The sequence below is a fragment of the Halopseudomonas salina genome, from assembly GCF_008641105.1.
Map to the genome: position 1 here is coordinate 110504 of NZ_VTTI01000002.1, position 15898 is coordinate 126401.

Sequence of the window (15898 nt, forward strand, 5' to 3'; positions counted from 1 at the left end):
ACTTGGCGCATGATCAATTTAAGCCACGATGTTCAATTGGGTGACTGGGAAGTGGATATAACGGCAATCCGCTCCCAGGGTGCGGGCGGCCAGAACGTGAACAAGGTCTCCAGCGCCATTCACCTGCGATTCGATATCAACACCTCCAGTCTGCCGCCCTTTTTCAAGGAGCGGCTCCTGAAGCTGTCGGATCAGCGGATTACCAAGGACGGGGTCATTATCATCAAGGCTCAATCCTACCGGACCCAGGAAATGAACCGTGATGATGCGATCAAGCGCCTTCAGGAGCTGATCAATGGGGCGGTGGCGGTGCAGAAGCGCCGCCGCCCCACACGGCCTACCAGAGGCTCCCAGGAGCGACGCATCGAGGGTAAGAAGATCCGCGGCAAGGCCAAGTCGTTACGCGGCAAAGTGGACCTCTAGCGCGCAGGACCGAGCCTTGTCTCAGTCCTGCTCGTCAGCCTCGCGTATACGCTCGCGGCGCTCGCGTTCTTCTTCCATGACTGCCTTGATTTCCTGAACGACGGAATCCACGTCTGCGGCGGTCTCGTCTTCCTTGAAATAGCCGGTCAGCTCGGTGTCGGGCGTCAGCTCGCCATCTTCGTACAGGGCCCACAACTCCTTCGCATACCGGGTTGCCAGCAGATCCGGTGCGTACTGACCGTAGTACTGAGTCATGTTGTTCACATCGCGATCAAGCATCGACTGGGCATTGTTATTTGCCGCTGCATCTACTGCCTGGGGCAAGTCGATGATCACCGGGCCGTAGGCATCCACCAGTACGTTGAATTCGGACAGGTCGCCGTGGACCAGGCCGGCACAGAGCATCAGCTTGACGTACTCCATGACCACCGCATGGTCCTCGCGCGCCTGCTCTGCGTCCATGGAGACATCATTCAGCCGCGGCGCCACGCCGCCCTCATCATCGGTCACCAGCTCCATGAGCAGCACGCCCTCAAAGCAGCCGTATGGCTTGGGTACCCGTACCCCCGCTGCATCGAGCTTGTACAGGGCGTCTACCTCAGCGTTCTGCCAGGCTTCTTCCTGTTGGCCTCGACCGAACCGGGAGCCTTTTTCCATGGCCCGCGAGCGTCGTGAGTTACGGACCTTGCGGCCTTCCTGATAAAGCACGGCCTGTTTGAAGCTGCGTTTGGCAGCTTCCTTGTAGACTTTCGCGCAGCGGATCTCCGAACCGCAACGCACCAGAAAGACGGCCGCTTCCTTGCCACTCATCAGCGGACGGATCACTTCGTCGATCAGGCCATCTTCAACCAGGGGTTCTAAGCGTTTTGGGATTTTCATAGCGCCCTTATACCTCAAAATGGGGCGTTATGGGTAATGGGAAATGGGTCTGTGGCAGTGCTCGACCACCCAGACCCGGTAACAGTTTTCAGCTCGGTGTCTGCAGGTTCCGGTTGGCAGCGCCGGGCAGGCAGACTCGCTCCTGGCTGCGGGCGCTGTCGATCTGGTAGCTGGTCGACTTGATTGTGTCGACAAACTGCCATTGGGCATGTGCTCGCTCGGGGGTAAAGGTCACCAGCATGTAGCCGCGCTGTGCGGCATTCAGGTAGTCCAGCTGGTCTACCAGAATGGTGAGGACCTGTTCAATCTGCGGAATCTGCGCAGCGGGTACCCCGAGGTATTCTTCAAGCCCGGGAGATGACACCGACGCGGTGGCGAACTCCACACCCACTGATTGCCCGGCAGCCGTAGTCAGATTGTTTGCCCAGGCGTTGTGTGTGTCGCCGGCCAGCACGACCAGGTTCTTGTCCATGGAACGGGCCATTTCCAATACCAGCTCACGCTCATAGGCATAACCGTCCCAGGCATCGAGATTGTAGGGCACTACGGTAGTGATACGTGCCCGCTCTGCGTCGGTCAGCGTCGGGTCGTTGGCCTGCAGGCGCAGCTTCAGGTTGACCAGCTCCGAGAAGGAGGCCACCAGATTGCTGTTGGCCGGGTCAAGCAGTCCGCCGAGTAGTTCGGCCGGGAGTAGCATGCGCCCCATCAACACTTGCTGGCCGAGCACCTGCCAGGTGGCGTTTGAGCTGGCCATACGGGCTTCGAGCCAGTTCAACTGGTCCTGACCGAGCAGGGTGCGATTGCGGTTGGTTACGTCCGCGGTGAAAGCGGCGGTGTCAAAGCCTGCAGCGCCAATGTAGTTGCCATAGGACAGTTGCTCGTTGCGACCGATGATACGCGTATCAAGCATGTGCAGGCTGACCAGGTCGCCAAAGTCAAAGCTGCGGTAGATGGTTTCTACGTCGTCCGAATTGGCTGGGCGAATGGGCATCCATTCGAAGTAGGCCGTCAGCGCTGCGAGCTTGCGCTGGGAGAAATCACCTTCGCCGTCGTTGTGATTCTCTGCGCCATCGGTCCAGGTATCGTTGGCGACTTCGTGATCATCCCACACGGCGATAAAGGGGGCGGCAGCATGCAGGGCTTGCAGGTCGGTGTCGCCGCGGTACAGGGCGTAGCGTTTGCGGTAATCCGCTAGCGTGAGTAACTCTCCGTTATTGTCCGCACCCAGGGTCCGCCCCAGTGCTACGGCATCTTCGCTGGCGTAACCCCCTGCAGCGTATTCATAGATGTAGTCCCCCAGATGCACGACGGCGTCCAGATCAGCCTGGCGGGCCGCTTCAGCGTACACATGGAAGTAGCCTGCCGGGTAGTTGGAGCATGAGAGCACGGCAAAGCGTACCTGGCCGATACTGCCCGCTGGCAGGGTTTTCATCTGGCCGGCCGGTGATCGCGTCCCCGCTGCACTGAAGCGGTAGTGGTAGGTCTGTCCGGGCATCAGATTAAGCACGTCGACCTTGACGGTGTAGTCGCGGCTGGCTTCGGTCTGGGTGCTGCCGTTGTGCAGCAATCGGGTAAACTCGGCATCCTCGGCGACTTCCCAGCTTACCTCCACGGGTCCTTGCTGGCCTTCTTCCGGGCTCACCCGGGTCCAGATCAGAATACGGTCTTGCAGGGGGTCACCGCTGGCTACGCCATGGGTAAAGGCAACGCCGGGAGCTGCCGGCTGGTCATTGCTACTGCTACCACTGCTGCTCAGGCAACCCTGCAGGCCGGTAGAAATGGCCACGGTGCCCATTGTCAGTGCGGATATCCGCAAGAAATCACGCCTTGTCATGCCTTTCATCGTCCTGCCCCGCATACGGTTGGAAAGAGCACGCAGTTTGCCGAGCACATATGACAATTGTTCTGTGTTGCCCCTGACGCAGGTTTACAGGAACCACTCTGCGATGGCTGCCTGGGTTATGGCATCGCGCTGGGAGGGTCGTGGCACCCAGTTGCGCCAGGACTGGCTGGCGCCGAGCAGAAATTCGAACAGCGGCAGATGCTGACGCAGAACGCGGCGCTTGCGATGGGTGATCACCGGGTTGAAGTAGCCAAAGTAATCCAGCATCTGCCGAGGGTTCTTGCGTACCCACAGCCAGGATCCCATTTCCAGAGTGAAGGGCAGAAATATATTGCCGGGATGCTGTTCTACAGACTCGTCATACAGGTAGTCCCACAGATCGCCATGGGTTGTGTACTGCACCGATTGGGGTTCGATGATGTAGGGGTGATGATTGGGGTAGGTGTTCTGATACAGGCGCTTGAGCGAGAGCACCTCGGCAATGTGCTGGATGGGTCGATGGCTGCGTGCATAGCTGCACCAGAGACGATCCTGACGCCCGAATCCACTGTGGCAATCGATACTCATGGAGAAGGGCGCAGTGAGTAGTCGTTTACGCACGGTATCCACCAGCGCAGCAGACTCGGCCTGCATGGGCTCTCCCTGTTTACCCCTGTACCAGGGGAGGCGGGCACTGATCCGGTGCCCACTGACCAGCCAGGGTGCTGCCCCCATCGCATCGATTGGAGCGTTACGCATCAGGTCCACACCGTTGAGGTTGCTACGCTTGTGATGCCATATGCCGCCGGGGTTGATCATCGGCATGAATACCAGGCGTATGCGCTCAAGCTGGCGCCGTAGCTGGTCATCCCAGTCCAGGCGATGGATCAGGCTGTGAAGCCAGGACAGCAGCACCTGGGTGCCGATACGCTCAACCCCATGCACGCCTCCAAAGAAACCGATCACGGGTACCAGGGGCGAACGGCTGCCCATTTCGATCACTTTGATGGGTATTTCGATCCCGTTGATATCCACCCGGTGCACGGTTTGCCAGCGCAGATGCCGCGCACCTGTGTGCAATAGATTTTCCAGTTGCAGGTGCTCCGGAAGGTGACGATGAATCTGCTGCTGGATTGACTCCGTAGACTGTGTGGGCATGAATATCGGGTATCGCTGGGGATTGTTACCGAAGGATGACATTCGAGCGTTGCAGGCAGATGACAGTTTCAGGGGCGCATTGCCAACAGCTCTTCGGCCTGTTGGCAATCCGCGCGTTCGCGGGTATCAGAATCGGGTAAAATCCCGGCTCAATCCACTATCGCGCCATTGATGATGGCGCGCAGCTCCTGGCGGATCTGGTAGGTGGAGGAGGGTATGAGTTGGGTCATGAAGATCATCATCAGGTCTTCTACCGGATCGATAAAGAAATTGGTGCTGGCCATGCCACCCCAGCCGTATTCACCTACCGAGCCATTGGTGTGGGATTTGGCTACATCGGTCTTGACCGAGAAGCCCAGTCCGAACCCCGAGCCCTCGTAGGGTGTTTCACTGAACGCGCCCACCGAGACGGCGGGCAGGTCCTGGTTGTTCGGCAGATGGTTCAGACGCATGAATTCCAGCGTTTTGCGGCCAATAATGCGTTCGCCCTGAAATTCACCGCCACTGGCCAGGGCCTGGGCGAAGCGGTAATAGTCATCGACGGTGGAGACCAGGCCGCCGCCACCTGACAGGTAGCCATGGCTGCGGGTAAATACAGACTGCTGCGGATCATCCTGCAAACTGAAGGTGTCGCCGGGTTGATACTGATAACAGGCGGCAAAGCGTTCTATCTTGTCTGCCGGCACAGTGAAAAAGGTGTCCTGCATACCCAGCGGTTTGAAAATATGCTCGGCGAAATACTCTTCGAGGGTCATGCCCGACAGTACCTGAACCAGATAGCCAACCACGTCGGTGGATACCGAATAATTCCAGGCGCTGCCCGGGGAGAACTCCAGCGGCAGGCGTGACAGCTCGTCAACCAGCTTCTCCAGCGTCAGGCCGGCGCCTCCGTCGAGTTTCAAAGCGCGGTAGGCTGCGTCCACATTGGTGCGGTTCATGAATCCGTAGGTCAGCCCCGACTGATGCGTCAGCAGGTCGCGGATGGTCATCGGTCGCTGGGCAGGGGTTGTCATGAACTGGGGATGCACACCGGCCTTGTATACGCGCAGATTGGCCCAGGACGGAATGTATTTGTGCACCGGGTCGTCGAGGAGAAAACGGCCTTGCTCATACATTTGCATCAGCGCGAGGGAGGTCATTGGCTTGGTCATCGAATACACCCGGAACAGGGTGTCTCGCTGAACGGGTTTGTTGCGCTCCACGTCCATCAGACCCTGGGCATGCAGAAAACATATCTCGCCTCGACGAGCGACCAGGGTAAGGGCTCCTGGCAGCTTGCCCGGCTGCAGGTAGGCTTGATCGATATGGGTCGCGATACGGTTCAGGCGATCGGTGTGCATCCCGGCGATGATGGCTGAATCAGACATGCGTTTATCCATGGCTCTGGTTATTAGAAGTTTTGATACTACCTTTTATCAGGGCTTTTCGGGGGCTTGACGGTGTGCTGAATGATCAGTCAGAGCGCTGAGTGATCTACTCGTTTCGAGGCTGTAAAAAATACTTGATGAAACGGCTTCAGACCCCTTGTGTAAAGGGCTGGAGACACTGTACAAGTCGTTCACCGCAGCCATATGAGTAAAGCAATGCCATGAACACCCCCTCGCCCTGTCTGAATTGTGGCGCCTGTTGTGCCACTTTCAGGGTTTCATTCTATTGGGGAGAGACCGACGCCACTGAAGGCGGTCTGGTACCCGGCCATCTGACGGAACAGATTTCACCCCACCTGAGCTGTATGCAGGGCACCAATCAGCCGATTCCGCGCTGCACTGCATTGCTGGGTACCGTAGGCGAGGGCGTGCGTTGCAATATCTACGAGCAGCGGTCCTCCAGCTGCCGGGAATTTGCCTGGCATGGCGAAGACGGTCAGCCCAACGCCGATTGTCAGCGGGCCCGAGCTCGTCACGGGTTGCCGCCGTTGCCATTCATGCCCCTTGAGCCGCAACTGGTTCCCACGCTGATCCCCATTGTGGCGGCCTGATCAGAGCGGGTTGGTGTAGTCTGCGACGACGCTGTGCACCATGTAGAGCTTGCGCAGACTGGGTACGGTAAGCACGAAGGGATAGATATCCGACTGGCCCATACTGCGTGCCAGCACGTTGAGGACGCTGCTAAGCTGTACCCAGCGATTGATGAATGACAAAAAGGCTGTCTGGTCATCATTACCCCGTGCACATCCATCCAGTTGGCTTTTTTTGAACTGGTCAGGCTTGAGCTCTAGGTTGTCCAGTCGGATCCCGAAGTCCAGAGCCACGTTCAGGGTGTCAGTCATGTGCAGGTAATGTGCCCAGGTTTCTGCCCAGTCTTCCCATGGATGGGAGGCGGCATAGCTGCTGATGAACGTGTTGTTCCAGTTGGGCGGCGGGCCTTCGTTGTAGTGTTTTTGCAGTGACTGCTGATAGTCCTGGCGCTCGTCGCCGAAAAGGTTACGGAAAGTATCCAGCCAGGGGCTGTTCTGCACCAGCCGGTCCCAGTAGTAGTGGCCGGATTCATGACGAAAATGACCGACAAGTGTCCGATAGGGCTCGTGCATGTTTTGCCGTACTTGTTCCCGATGGGCAGGGTCAGCTTCGATAACGTCGAGGGTAATCACGCCATCCATATGCCCGGTCATGACAGCGGGCCCACCTTGCTGCTGACGTAATAGTTTGAAGCCCAGACCTTGCTCAGGGTCGAGCGTCTGGGAAACTGTAGGTAATCCGAGCATGACCAACTGGGCAATCAGCCGGCGTTTGGCTTCCTCTGTTCGGTGCCAGTATTCGGCATTTTCCGATACGCTCAGATCGGGAACGACCAGGTTCAGCGCGCAAGCGGTGCAAAAGGGCGCTGTTTGCGGGTCAGTAATCAACCAGTTGCACTGGGCAGCGCTGGTGAGATTCTGGCAGCGGTAGAATAGCTTGCCCTTGAGCGGGCCAGCCGTCTCCACTCGCCACTGAACGCCGTCTTCGCCTGCTTTCAGGGCGCAGAGCATCCCTTGCTCGGGGTGGTAGCCCAGCTCGGCTCCACAGCGCAGGCAGTGGGTATTGTCAAAGAATATCGCCTGGCCACATTGGCACTTCTGCACGTGGCCGTTAGGGTGATAATCGAAGAGCTGGTGCCCTTCGCTACGGCTTACCAGCTGATCAAAATAGCTCATTTCGCAATTGCTTCCGGTATGGGGCGGCGTTACCTTGACTGGGTCTGGCTCTGGCTCTGGCCCTCGCTAGCACTCTGACCCTGATTCTGGGCATTAGTTTGCCCAGGTTCCTCCGGTTGGGCGAAGTAGGTACGGCGTATCGCCTCATGAACCTCGTCAAAGTCGATCTGTATTTCGTCAACGAAAGCGTGAAGCAGATCAGGCTCGGCCGCCATCCGAATAATTTCCGCATTGGCAATATGCGTTCTGCAGTTTTCCACTTCTTCAAGGGCTGCTTCGTGCATTGGCAGACTCTTCAGCGCTATCGCCAGCCGCTCAAGGCTGCACGCTACGGCGCGTGGAAAGCGTCGATCCTGCAAAAGATACTGCAGGACATCCGGTCCGCGGATGCGCAGTCGAACATGTTGACGATACATCTGAAAGCCACTCAAGGACTTGAGCACGCTCATCCATTGCAGGTTTTCGAAGGGCGTCAGGTCATCCGGGCTGCGCGGCAATAGGTTGGCTGAGCGCACGTCGATGATCCGGGTGGTCATGTCTGCGCGTTCAAGCTGGCGGCCGAGCATCAGGAAGGTACGTGCCTGCGTATAGCTGAGCATACCTTCAACCAGACCGTTGACCGTCTGGCAACTGCGGATGACCCTGCTCAGGAAAGCATCGCGTCGCCGCGGGGTGATGCCTGCTTCAACCTGTTCCTTGACGTTGAGATACAGCTGATTGATTTCTTCCCATATTTCGCGAGGAATGATCTCGCGGGTGGTGCGCAGATTTTCCCTGGCGGCAGCCAGGGAGCTCAAAATCGAGCCGGTATAACGGACGTCGCCACACATGAACGACAAGACGTTGGCTTCGTCCCTTGTGTCGTACAATTCATCGAACAGCTCGTCATTGCCGGTAATGGCAATAATCTCGCTCCAGCCCAATTTTGTCGGCTTTGGCAGGTCTAACAGCAGGTGACTATTCACGCTGAGCAGGCGGGCTGTATCTTCCGCGCGCTCAACGTAACGAGCCAGCCAGTAAATGTTTTCTGCAACTCTTGAAAGCATAATCAGTTCCCCGCCAGGTCGACGATCCAGGTGTCTTTGCTGCCGCCGCCCTGTGATGAGTTCACCACCAGGGAGCCCTTGGTCAACGCAACTCGGGTCAGTCCGCCGGTGGTGACCCAGGGGCTTTCACCGGAGAGAATGAACGGACGCAAGTCCACATGCCTTGGCTCCATTCCATCGGCGCAGAGTGTAGGTGAAGTCGACAGGCTCAGTGTGGGTTGCGCCATGTAATTGCGTGGATCAGATTTGATCAGCTCGGCGAACTTGTCCCGTTCCTTTTTGGTCGAGTGTGGACCGATCAGCATGCCGTAGCCGCCCGACTCGTTGGCGGGCTTGACCACCAGTTTGTCGAGGTTGGCCAGCACGTATTCTCGATCCTTGTCGAACATGCACAGGTAACTGGGCACGTTGGGAAGCAAGGGCTCCTGATCGAGATAATATTTGATGATCGCCGGTACGAAGGCATATACCACCTTGTCATCGGCCACCCCAGCACCCGGCGCATTGGCCAGGGCCACATTACCCTTGCGCCAGGCGCGCATCAGGCCGCGCACACCAAGGATGGAGTCAGGGTTGAACACCTCGGGGTCAATGAACATGTCATCTACGCGGCGATAGATCACATCGACCCGGCTCAGGCCGTCGATGCGGCGCATATAGACACAGTCGTCCTCGCCAACCACGAGATCCGAGCCTTCGACCACTTCAACGCCCATCTGCTGGGCAAGATAGGCATGCTCGTAATAGGCGGAGTTGTAGATCCCGGGGGTCAGAATCACTATGCAGGGGTCGTCACCGGGCCGCGGAGACATCGACGCCAGCATGTCGTATAGCTGGGAGGTATAGTCGTCGACCGGCTGGATACGACCTCCGGCGAACAGCTCGGGCATGACCCTTTTGGTGACATTGCGGTTTTCCAGCATGTAGGACACACCTGATGGAACCCGCAAATTATCTTCCAGCACATACAGGGTGCCATCGTTATCACGCACCAGGTCGGAGCCGCAGATGTGCGCCCAGACGTTATGCGGGGGATGGACGCCGACACACTGCGGCCTGAAGTTGACTGACTTCTCCAGAATTTCGGCTGGGAATACCTTGTCCTTGATGATCTTCTGATCGTGGTACAGGTCATCAATGAACATATTCAGCGCCTGTACTCGTTGCTTGAGACCTGCTTCGGTCTTCTGCCACTCGCTCAGGGCGATAATCCGCGGCACGATATCGAAGGGCCAGGCCCTGTCGATCATGCTGCCTTCGGTGTAGACGGTGAAGGTGATCCCCATCAATTGTATGGCTACTTCGGCAGCTGTCTTGTGTTCGGTTATTTCCCGTGAGTCGAGCTCTGCCAGGTACTGGCATAACATGGCTGCTTCTGGTCGGGGTTTGCCAGGCCCTGCGATCAGCTCGTCGAAAAAGCCTTTGGAGGCGTAGTTTTCCCAGTTAACTTTGCTCATTAGGCTACTCTGTCCGCTCCGTGATGTTGGTTTCCAGTGATGCAATTGCTATACCAGCGTGTGACCGGCGATGCCGGGGGCCTCTCCGACGGATAACATAACGGTAACCTCTGGTTGGTATCAGACTAGCACCAGTTAGCAACGTGCGTCGGGCATTCCTGCATGAGTCAGGTTTTATCGGGCATTTGGCACAGGGGTTGCTATGCTGGAAGGGATAACTATTTCTGATCCGGGAAGCGATTCATGACCATCCGTGTTGCACTCAAGCATTCGACCCGTTACGACTTTGACAAGCCCGTTGCGGTCGCCCCCCATCAGATCCGTTTGATGCCTGCGCCCCATTGTCGCACGCCGATAGACGCCTATAGCCTGAAAGTGAACGGTGGCGAGCACTTCATCAACTGGCAGCAGGATCCCTTTGGCAATCATGTGGCGCGGGTGGTTTTCCCCGACAAGATTGACCACCTGTATGTGGATGTTGAGCTGGTTGTACCCATGACGGTGGTCAATCCCTTCGACTTTTTCGTTGAAGAATACGCCGAGTACTTTCCATTCAGCTATCCCGAAGCCCTGCGCAAGGAGCTGGGACCCTATCTGGAGAAGGAGGCCAAGGGCCCGCTATTGAAGGCCTGGATGCAGACGCTGTCCATGGAAAAACGTCCGATCACGGATTTTCTGGTGTCGATCAATCAGCGACTCTCAGAGGATGTCGAATACCTGATCCGTATGGAGCCCGGCGTACAGACCGCAGAGGAAACACTGCAGCTCAAGCGTGGTTCCTGTCGTGATTCGGCCTGGTTGCTGGTAGAGATTTTCCGGCAGCTGGGACTGGCGGCGCGCTTTGTTTCCGGCTATCTGATCCAGTTGACGGCGGACGTCAAAGCGCTGGATGGGCCCTCGGGTACCGAGGTGGACTTCACAGACCTGCACGCCTGGACCGAAGTGTTTATTCCCGGTGCTGGATGGGTAGGTTTGGATCCCACCTCCGGTTTGTTCGCCGGGGAAGGGCATATCCCACTTGCGGCTACGCCTGAGCCGTCCAGCGCGGCCCCTATTACCGGTGCCTCGGAGCCCTGTGAAGTCAGTTTTGACTTTGCAATGAGTGTGACCCGCATTCATGAAGACCCGCGGGTCACCAAGCCGTATACGCAAGAGCAGTGGGAGCAGATTAAATCCCTGGGTGACCAGGTCGACAGGCAATTGGTTGATCAGGATGTGCGTTTGACCATGGGTGGTGAGCCCACTTTTGTGGCAATCGACGATATGGATGCACCAGAATGGACCATTGCAGCACAAGGTCCGACCAAACGAGCCTTTGCCGAAAAGCTGCTCATGCGTTTGCGCCCCCACTACGCCCCGCAATCGCTCATCCATTATCAGCAGGGCAAATGGTATCCGGGTGAACCCTTGCCGCGCTGGGCGCTTGCCTGTTACTGGCGTCGGGACGGGAAGGCCATGTGGCAGGATGACCAGTGGCTGGCGGACATCAATGGCGATTATCAGGTGGACGAGGAGCAGACCCGCGCTTTTGCGCGGGAACTGGTCAAGCGTCTGGGACTGGACGAGCGTTACCTTATTCCCTGCTACGAGGATGCCTACTACTACCTGTGGCTGGAACAACAGCAGCCGAGCGATGTGGGTCTTGCCGATAATGACCTCAAGGATGATGAGGCGCGCGCGCGTCTGGTGCGTTTGCTCGAACGTGGCCTGGATGAAATGACCGGGCTGGCCTTGCCCCTGGCACGGGACGCGAAGAAGGATAGCTGGCAGAGCAGCAAGTGGCCGGTACGCAGGGAAAATCTCTATCTGGTGCCAGGTGACTCGCCCATGGGGTTGCGCTTGCCGCTCTCGGCCCTGCCACTGCGCAAGCTGGAGGAGCCGCAACCTCGCTCTCTATTTGAGGCGCCACCAGCCCTGGCTGACATTCACGGTGAAGTGGCCAGTCGCTACAGCGAGTCGCAGGCCGCAGCCGCTGAGAATGACGGCCGGCACCACCAGGGACAAGGCCAGGACTGGCAGGAGCAACTTCCCGAGTTGGCGGAAGAGGGCGTGATTGGCACTGCGCTGTGTCTGGAGCCGCGGGATGGCAAGCTGTTTGTGTTCCTGCCGCCACTGACGCAGCTTGAAGAGTATCTGCAACTGCTTGCCACTATTGAACAGACAGCTGCCCATCTGGAATTGCCGGTATGCATCGAGGGCTACGCGCCACCTTCCGACACGCGCATTGAAAAATTCATGATCACACCGGATCCGGGCGTTATCGAAGTCAACGTGATGCCGGCAACCAACTGGCAGGATCTGGTAACCAATACCGAGATTCTCTATGAGGAAGCCAGGCTCACGCGCCTGGGCAGTGAGAAGTTCATGCTGGACGGACGCCATACCGGGACAGGCGGTGGCAACCATGTGACACTGGGTGGCAGCACGCCGACCGACTCGCCGTTTCTGCGTCGGCCGGATCTGCTGGCCAGCATGCTGATTTTCTGGCAGCACCACCCGAGCCTGTCCTATCTCTTTTCCGGCTTGTTTATTGGCCCTACCAGCCAGGCACCCCGTGTTGACGAGGCCCGCCACGAAGCTCTTTACGAGCTTGAGATAGCCTTGTCACAAATGCCCGAGGGTGAGGTACCCCAGCCCTGGATTGTTGATCGACTGTTGCGCCACCTGCTGACCGATATTACCGGCAATACCCACCGCGCCGAATTCTGTATCGACAAGCTTTATTCCCCTGATACGTCAACCGGCCGCCTTGGTTTGCTGGAGCTGCGCGGTTTCGAAATGCCGCCACATCCCCAGATGAGCCTTATGCAACAGTTGTTGATTCGGGCCCTGGTTGCACGTTTCTGGTCAAAGCCCTATCGCAAGCCCCTGGCACGCTGGGGTACCGCTCTGCATGATCGCTGGATGATGCCGCACTTTATCTGGGAGGATCTGTGCGAGGTCCTGGCGGATCTGCGCGAGCATGGTTTTGCTTTTGATGAAGAGTGGTTCGCGCCATTTCTTGAATTCCGTTTCCCCCGGGTTGGGGAGGTGCGTTATCAGGGAGTGGGTATAGAACTGCGCCAGGCTATCGAACCCTGGCATGTACTGGGTGAAGAGGTCAGTGGTGGCGGTACCGCGCGCTATGTGGATTCTTCAGTTGAGCGGATGGAAGTACGGGTGCAGGACTTCAATCCGGCGCGTCATATTCTTACCTGCAACGGCTATCAGATCCCCTTGCAGGCAACCGAAAAGCCCGGAGAGGCGGTAGCTGCGGTACGCTATCGTGCCTGGCAGCCGCCCTCGGCAATGCATCCCATGATTCAGGTGCACGCACCTCTGGTATTCGATCTGGTAGACAGCTGGAACAATCGATCCCTGGGTGGCTGCACCTACCACGTGGTGCACCCGGCTGGCCGTAACTATGAGACCTTCCCGGTAAACGCCAATGAGGCTGAAGCAAGGCGTATGACCCGTTTCTGGTCCCATGGACATACTCAGGGCGCCTTTGGTCGCATTGTGCAGGCACCTGGCCAGGAATATCCGCATACTCTCGATCTGCGCCGTGCCCGCGTGCCCGTCACTGGTTTATAATTCTGCCGGGCCGCGGTACGGGCCCCTCCCTATCTATATCAAAGGGCATACGAGTCTAGCTCACGTATGCCCCTGCTCTGCCGATACAGGGATGTCCCCTCGGAGAGCTCTTTTCAGGAAGCAGTTATGCAGCAGTCGGGCAGTCTGGATCACGCATTGAAATCGCTGCTCGGCGAATATCCGGGTCACCCGGAGCATGACGAGCTACTCGATCGCGACCGGCAGCCCCGTGCCCACTGGCAGGGGTTGATGGATGAGTTCGCTGCACTTGGCACCGATGCACTGGTTGCGCGCAGTGAAGAGGCTCAGAGCCTGCTGCACGAAAACGGTGTTACCTTTAATCCCTACGAGGATGACCCGGGTCAACTGCGGTCCTGGCAGCTCGATTGCCTTCCCTGGGTGATTGATACCGCCGAGTGGGAGGTCCTCGAGGCAGGTCTCAAACAACGTAGCCGGCTTCTCGAGCACTTGCTGGATGATCTCTATGGCGAACGCAAGGTTATCAATGAAGGCCTGTTGCCTCCTGAGCTGGTGTTCACCCATCCTGGTTACCTGTTCGCCGCTGCCGACACGCCTACTCAACTCGATCGTCCATTACTGATCTTCCATGGCACCGATGTAGTGCGTGATGAGCGCGGTCGCTGGCAGGTACTCGGAGATTCAACCCAGTCTCCTGCCGGCGCGGGGTACGCGCTGGAAAACCGCATTACCTTGAGCCGCGCATTGCCCAGTATCTACCGCGATGCACCAATCAAGCGCCTGGCCGGCTTTCTGCAAGCCCAACACCGGTGCCTGGCAAGCATGGCCAGCGCCCAGAAAGAGCAACCCAACATCGTCCTGTTGTCACCGGGCCCCGGTAGCGCTGGTTATTTCGAGCATGCCTGGCTGGCAAACTACATGAACTTCTCACTGGTGGAAGGGGATGACCTGGTAGTGCGCGACGGCCAGGTGTCAGTACGTACGCTGGGTGGCTTGACCCAGGTCGACGTGATTGTGCGGCAGATAAATGATCCCTGGTGTGATCCGCTGGAATTGCGGCCGGACTCCCTGCTGGGTGTGCCAGGCCTGCTTCAGGCCGCCCGCAACGGCGAAGTGCGCATTGCCAATGCGCTCGGAGCCGGCGTGCTGGAACATCCCGCTCTGGCAGCCTTCATGCCTGGGTTGTGTCAGCGTCTGCTCGGCGAAACCCTGCTGCTGCCTTGCCGGGAAACGCTGTGGTGTGGTGACCGGCTGGATTTGCAGGAGGTTAACAAGTCCCTGGATGCGTGGATTCTGCGCGACATCTCCCAACCGGGTAAAACCTTTCGCGCAGACCAGATGTCCCTCAAGGAGATTCAGGCTTTGCGGCACGACATGGAACGTCGGCCCTATCTGTTCACTGCCCAACGACCGGTGCTATCAGCAGTCACTCCCGGTTTCAATCCGGACACGCGGGAGGTAGAACGTCAGCACACGACACTGCGGTTCTTCAGTCTGGTGGAACCTGATGACCTGGATAAACCCGTCTATGAGCGCAGTTATCGGATCATGCCTGGCGGCCTGGCCTGGGTCGGGGAGCCTGGTCTGCCCCTGATGCAAAGCCGCACCGTAAAGGACGTTTGGGTGCTGGCGCCAGTGCCGCAGCCGCACATCAGCATGTTGCGGCAAGCTCTGGGCCCTATTGTGGTAACCAGAGACGGCAAGGACCTGCCATGCCGTGTTGCCGAAAGTATGTTCTGGTTGGGACGTTACGGAGAGCGTCTTGACGCACGGGGTCGTCTGCTGCGCGAGGCGCTTGGGCGCCTGCTGCAGAATGACAGACAGGAAAATGGTGCAAATGTGCTCCCTGATCTTCTGGTTGCGCTGGGCGTTGCCCCAGATGTAGAGGACGAAGAGGCGGAGCTTGACGCGCTTGCTGGCCACAAGCGATTTTCGGCGGAATACCTCATGGCACGCGATCGATTGATGCAGTTATTTGCCGAAGACCAGCCTGATGGCATGCCTGCGCTATTCGGCCACTTTGTGCGTAACAGCCGGGCAGTACGGGATCATTTGGGCGATGACAGCTGGCGCGCAATCAACAGCATGCGGCAACGCTTCAATGGCGTTTCCAGGGCCAGGGGAATCGTTGCCGGGCAGCGCCATCTGGAAGCAACGGTACTCGACCTATCGGCTTTTTTCGGCTTGTGCAACGAGACAATGCCTCATCATTATGGCTGGCGTTTTCTCGATATGGGCCGCTTTATCGAGCGCACCCTGAGCAGTCTGGAGCTTCTCAAATTGGCGCTTCTGACCGCAGCACAGCCGGGTATTCCGCTCTGGGAGGTGGTGCTGGCGACCACCGACAACTTCACTGTGTACCGCCGGCGCTACCGTTCACAGCTGCATCCTTCGGCCATTCTTGATCTTCTGCTGTTTGATGAGGCCA

Annotated in this window: 11 protein-coding genes; 4 read left to right on the forward strand and 7 right to left on the reverse strand. The window is 58.0% G+C overall.

Annotated features, from left to right (window positions below):
* Positions 1–9 precede the first annotated feature (9 nt).
* Positions 10–423, forward strand: coding sequence for an alternative ribosome rescue aminoacyl-tRNA hydrolase ArfB (gene arfB / locus FZF01_RS03980; RefSeq protein ID WP_150276851.1), 414 nt, complete (start codon positions 10–12; stop codon positions 421–423).
* A 21-nt stretch (positions 424–444) separates the two neighbouring features.
* On the opposite strand, the gene FZF01_RS03985 is transcribed toward arfB, so the two are convergent.
* From FZF01_RS03985 to FZF01_RS04000, 4 genes are all read right to left on the reverse strand, one after another.
* The gene (locus FZF01_RS03985; protein ID WP_150276853.1) at positions 445–1302 is read right to left on the reverse strand and encodes a PA4780 family RIO1-like protein kinase; all 858 of its coding nucleotides are present in this window, start codon (positions 1300–1302) and stop codon (positions 445–447) included.
* Between the two features lie 88 nt (positions 1303–1390).
* Positions 1391–3136 (reverse strand): alkaline phosphatase D family protein, encoded by a 1746-nt coding sequence (locus FZF01_RS03990; RefSeq protein ID WP_223825378.1) that lies wholly within the window; start codon positions 3134–3136, stop codon positions 1391–1393.
* 93 nt (positions 3137–3229) lie between these two features.
* Positions 3230–4282 carry a M14 family zinc carboxypeptidase gene (locus FZF01_RS03995; RefSeq protein WP_150276856.1) on the reverse strand — a complete coding sequence of 351 codons (1053 nt, stop codon included), beginning with the start codon at positions 4280–4282 and terminating at the stop codon, positions 3230–3232.
* Between the two features lie 149 nt (positions 4283–4431).
* Positions 4432–5649, reverse strand: a complete 1218-nt coding sequence (locus FZF01_RS04000) for a serine hydrolase domain-containing protein (RefSeq protein ID WP_150276858.1) — start codon at positions 5647–5649, stop codon at positions 4432–4434.
* A gap of 221 nt (positions 5650–5870) precedes the next feature.
* On the opposite strand from FZF01_RS04000, the gene FZF01_RS04005 reads away from it, so the two are divergent.
* A complete protein-coding gene (locus FZF01_RS04005) occupies positions 5871–6260 on the forward strand; it encodes a YkgJ family cysteine cluster protein (RefSeq protein ID WP_150276861.1) in 390 nt (129 codons plus the stop codon).
* Here FZF01_RS04005 and FZF01_RS04010 read toward each other — a convergent pair whose 3' ends face one another.
* Genes FZF01_RS04010 through FZF01_RS04020 form a run of 3 tightly spaced genes read right to left on the reverse strand, consistent with a single transcriptional unit; the run spans position 6261 to position 9918 of the window.
* Entirely contained in the window at positions 6261–7415 is a 1155-nt protein-coding gene (locus tag FZF01_RS04010) for a zinc-binding metallopeptidase family protein (protein WP_150276863.1), read from the reverse strand. It abuts the gene before it with no gap.
* 29 nt (positions 7416–7444) lie between these two features.
* Positions 7445–8461, reverse strand: coding sequence for an alpha-E domain-containing protein (locus tag FZF01_RS04015; RefSeq protein ID WP_150276866.1), 1017 nt, complete (start codon positions 8459–8461; stop codon positions 7445–7447).
* A gap of 2 nt (positions 8462–8463) precedes the next feature.
* On the reverse strand, positions 8464–9918 hold the full coding sequence (locus FZF01_RS04020; RefSeq protein ID WP_150276867.1) for a circularly permuted type 2 ATP-grasp protein: 1455 nt from the start codon (positions 9916–9918) through the stop codon (positions 8464–8466).
* 243 nt (positions 9919–10161) lie between these two features.
* Between FZF01_RS04020 and FZF01_RS04025 the strand changes: the two genes are divergently transcribed.
* Together FZF01_RS04025 and FZF01_RS19505 are read left to right on the forward strand one after the other, a co-directional pair.
* Positions 10162–13491 carry a transglutaminase family protein gene (locus FZF01_RS04025; RefSeq protein ID WP_150276868.1) on the forward strand — a complete coding sequence of 1110 codons (3330 nt, stop codon included), beginning with the start codon at positions 10162–10164 and terminating at the stop codon, positions 13489–13491.
* A gap of 126 nt (positions 13492–13617) precedes the next feature.
* A partial coding sequence (locus FZF01_RS19505; protein WP_223825379.1) for a circularly permuted type 2 ATP-grasp protein occupies positions 13618–15898 on the forward strand: 2281 nt, incomplete at its 3' end.

Excerpts from the sequence above, each read along its gene's own strand:
- arfB (WP_150276851.1), top strand. The coding sequence starts at position 10 with ATGATCAATTTAAGCCACGATGTTCAATTGGGTGACTGGGAAGTGGAT.
- FZF01_RS03985 (WP_150276853.1), bottom strand. The coding sequence starts at position 1,302 with ATGAAAATCCCAAAACGCTTAGAACCCCTGGTTGAAGATGGCCTGATC.
- FZF01_RS03990 (WP_223825378.1), bottom strand. The coding sequence starts at position 3,136 with ATGACAAGGCGTGATTTCTTGCGGATATCCGCACTGACAATGGGCACC.
- FZF01_RS03995 (WP_150276856.1), bottom strand. The coding sequence starts at position 4,282 with ATGCCCACACAGTCTACGGAGTCAATCCAGCAGCAGATTCATCGTCAC.
- FZF01_RS04000 (WP_150276858.1), bottom strand. The coding sequence starts at position 5,649 with ATGTCTGATTCAGCCATCATCGCCGGGATGCACACCGATCGCCTGAAC.
- FZF01_RS04005 (WP_150276861.1), top strand. The coding sequence starts at position 5,871 with ATGAACACCCCCTCGCCCTGTCTGAATTGTGGCGCCTGTTGTGCCACT.
- FZF01_RS04010 (WP_150276863.1), bottom strand. The coding sequence starts at position 7,415 with ATGAGCTATTTTGATCAGCTGGTAAGCCGTAGCGAAGGGCACCAGCTC.
- FZF01_RS04015 (WP_150276866.1), bottom strand. The coding sequence starts at position 8,461 with ATGCTTTCAAGAGTTGCAGAAAACATTTACTGGCTGGCTCGTTACGTT.
- FZF01_RS04020 (WP_150276867.1), bottom strand. The coding sequence starts at position 9,918 with ATGAGCAAAGTTAACTGGGAAAACTACGCCTCCAAAGGCTTTTTCGAC.
- FZF01_RS04025 (WP_150276868.1), top strand. The coding sequence starts at position 10,162 with ATGACCATCCGTGTTGCACTCAAGCATTCGACCCGTTACGACTTTGAC.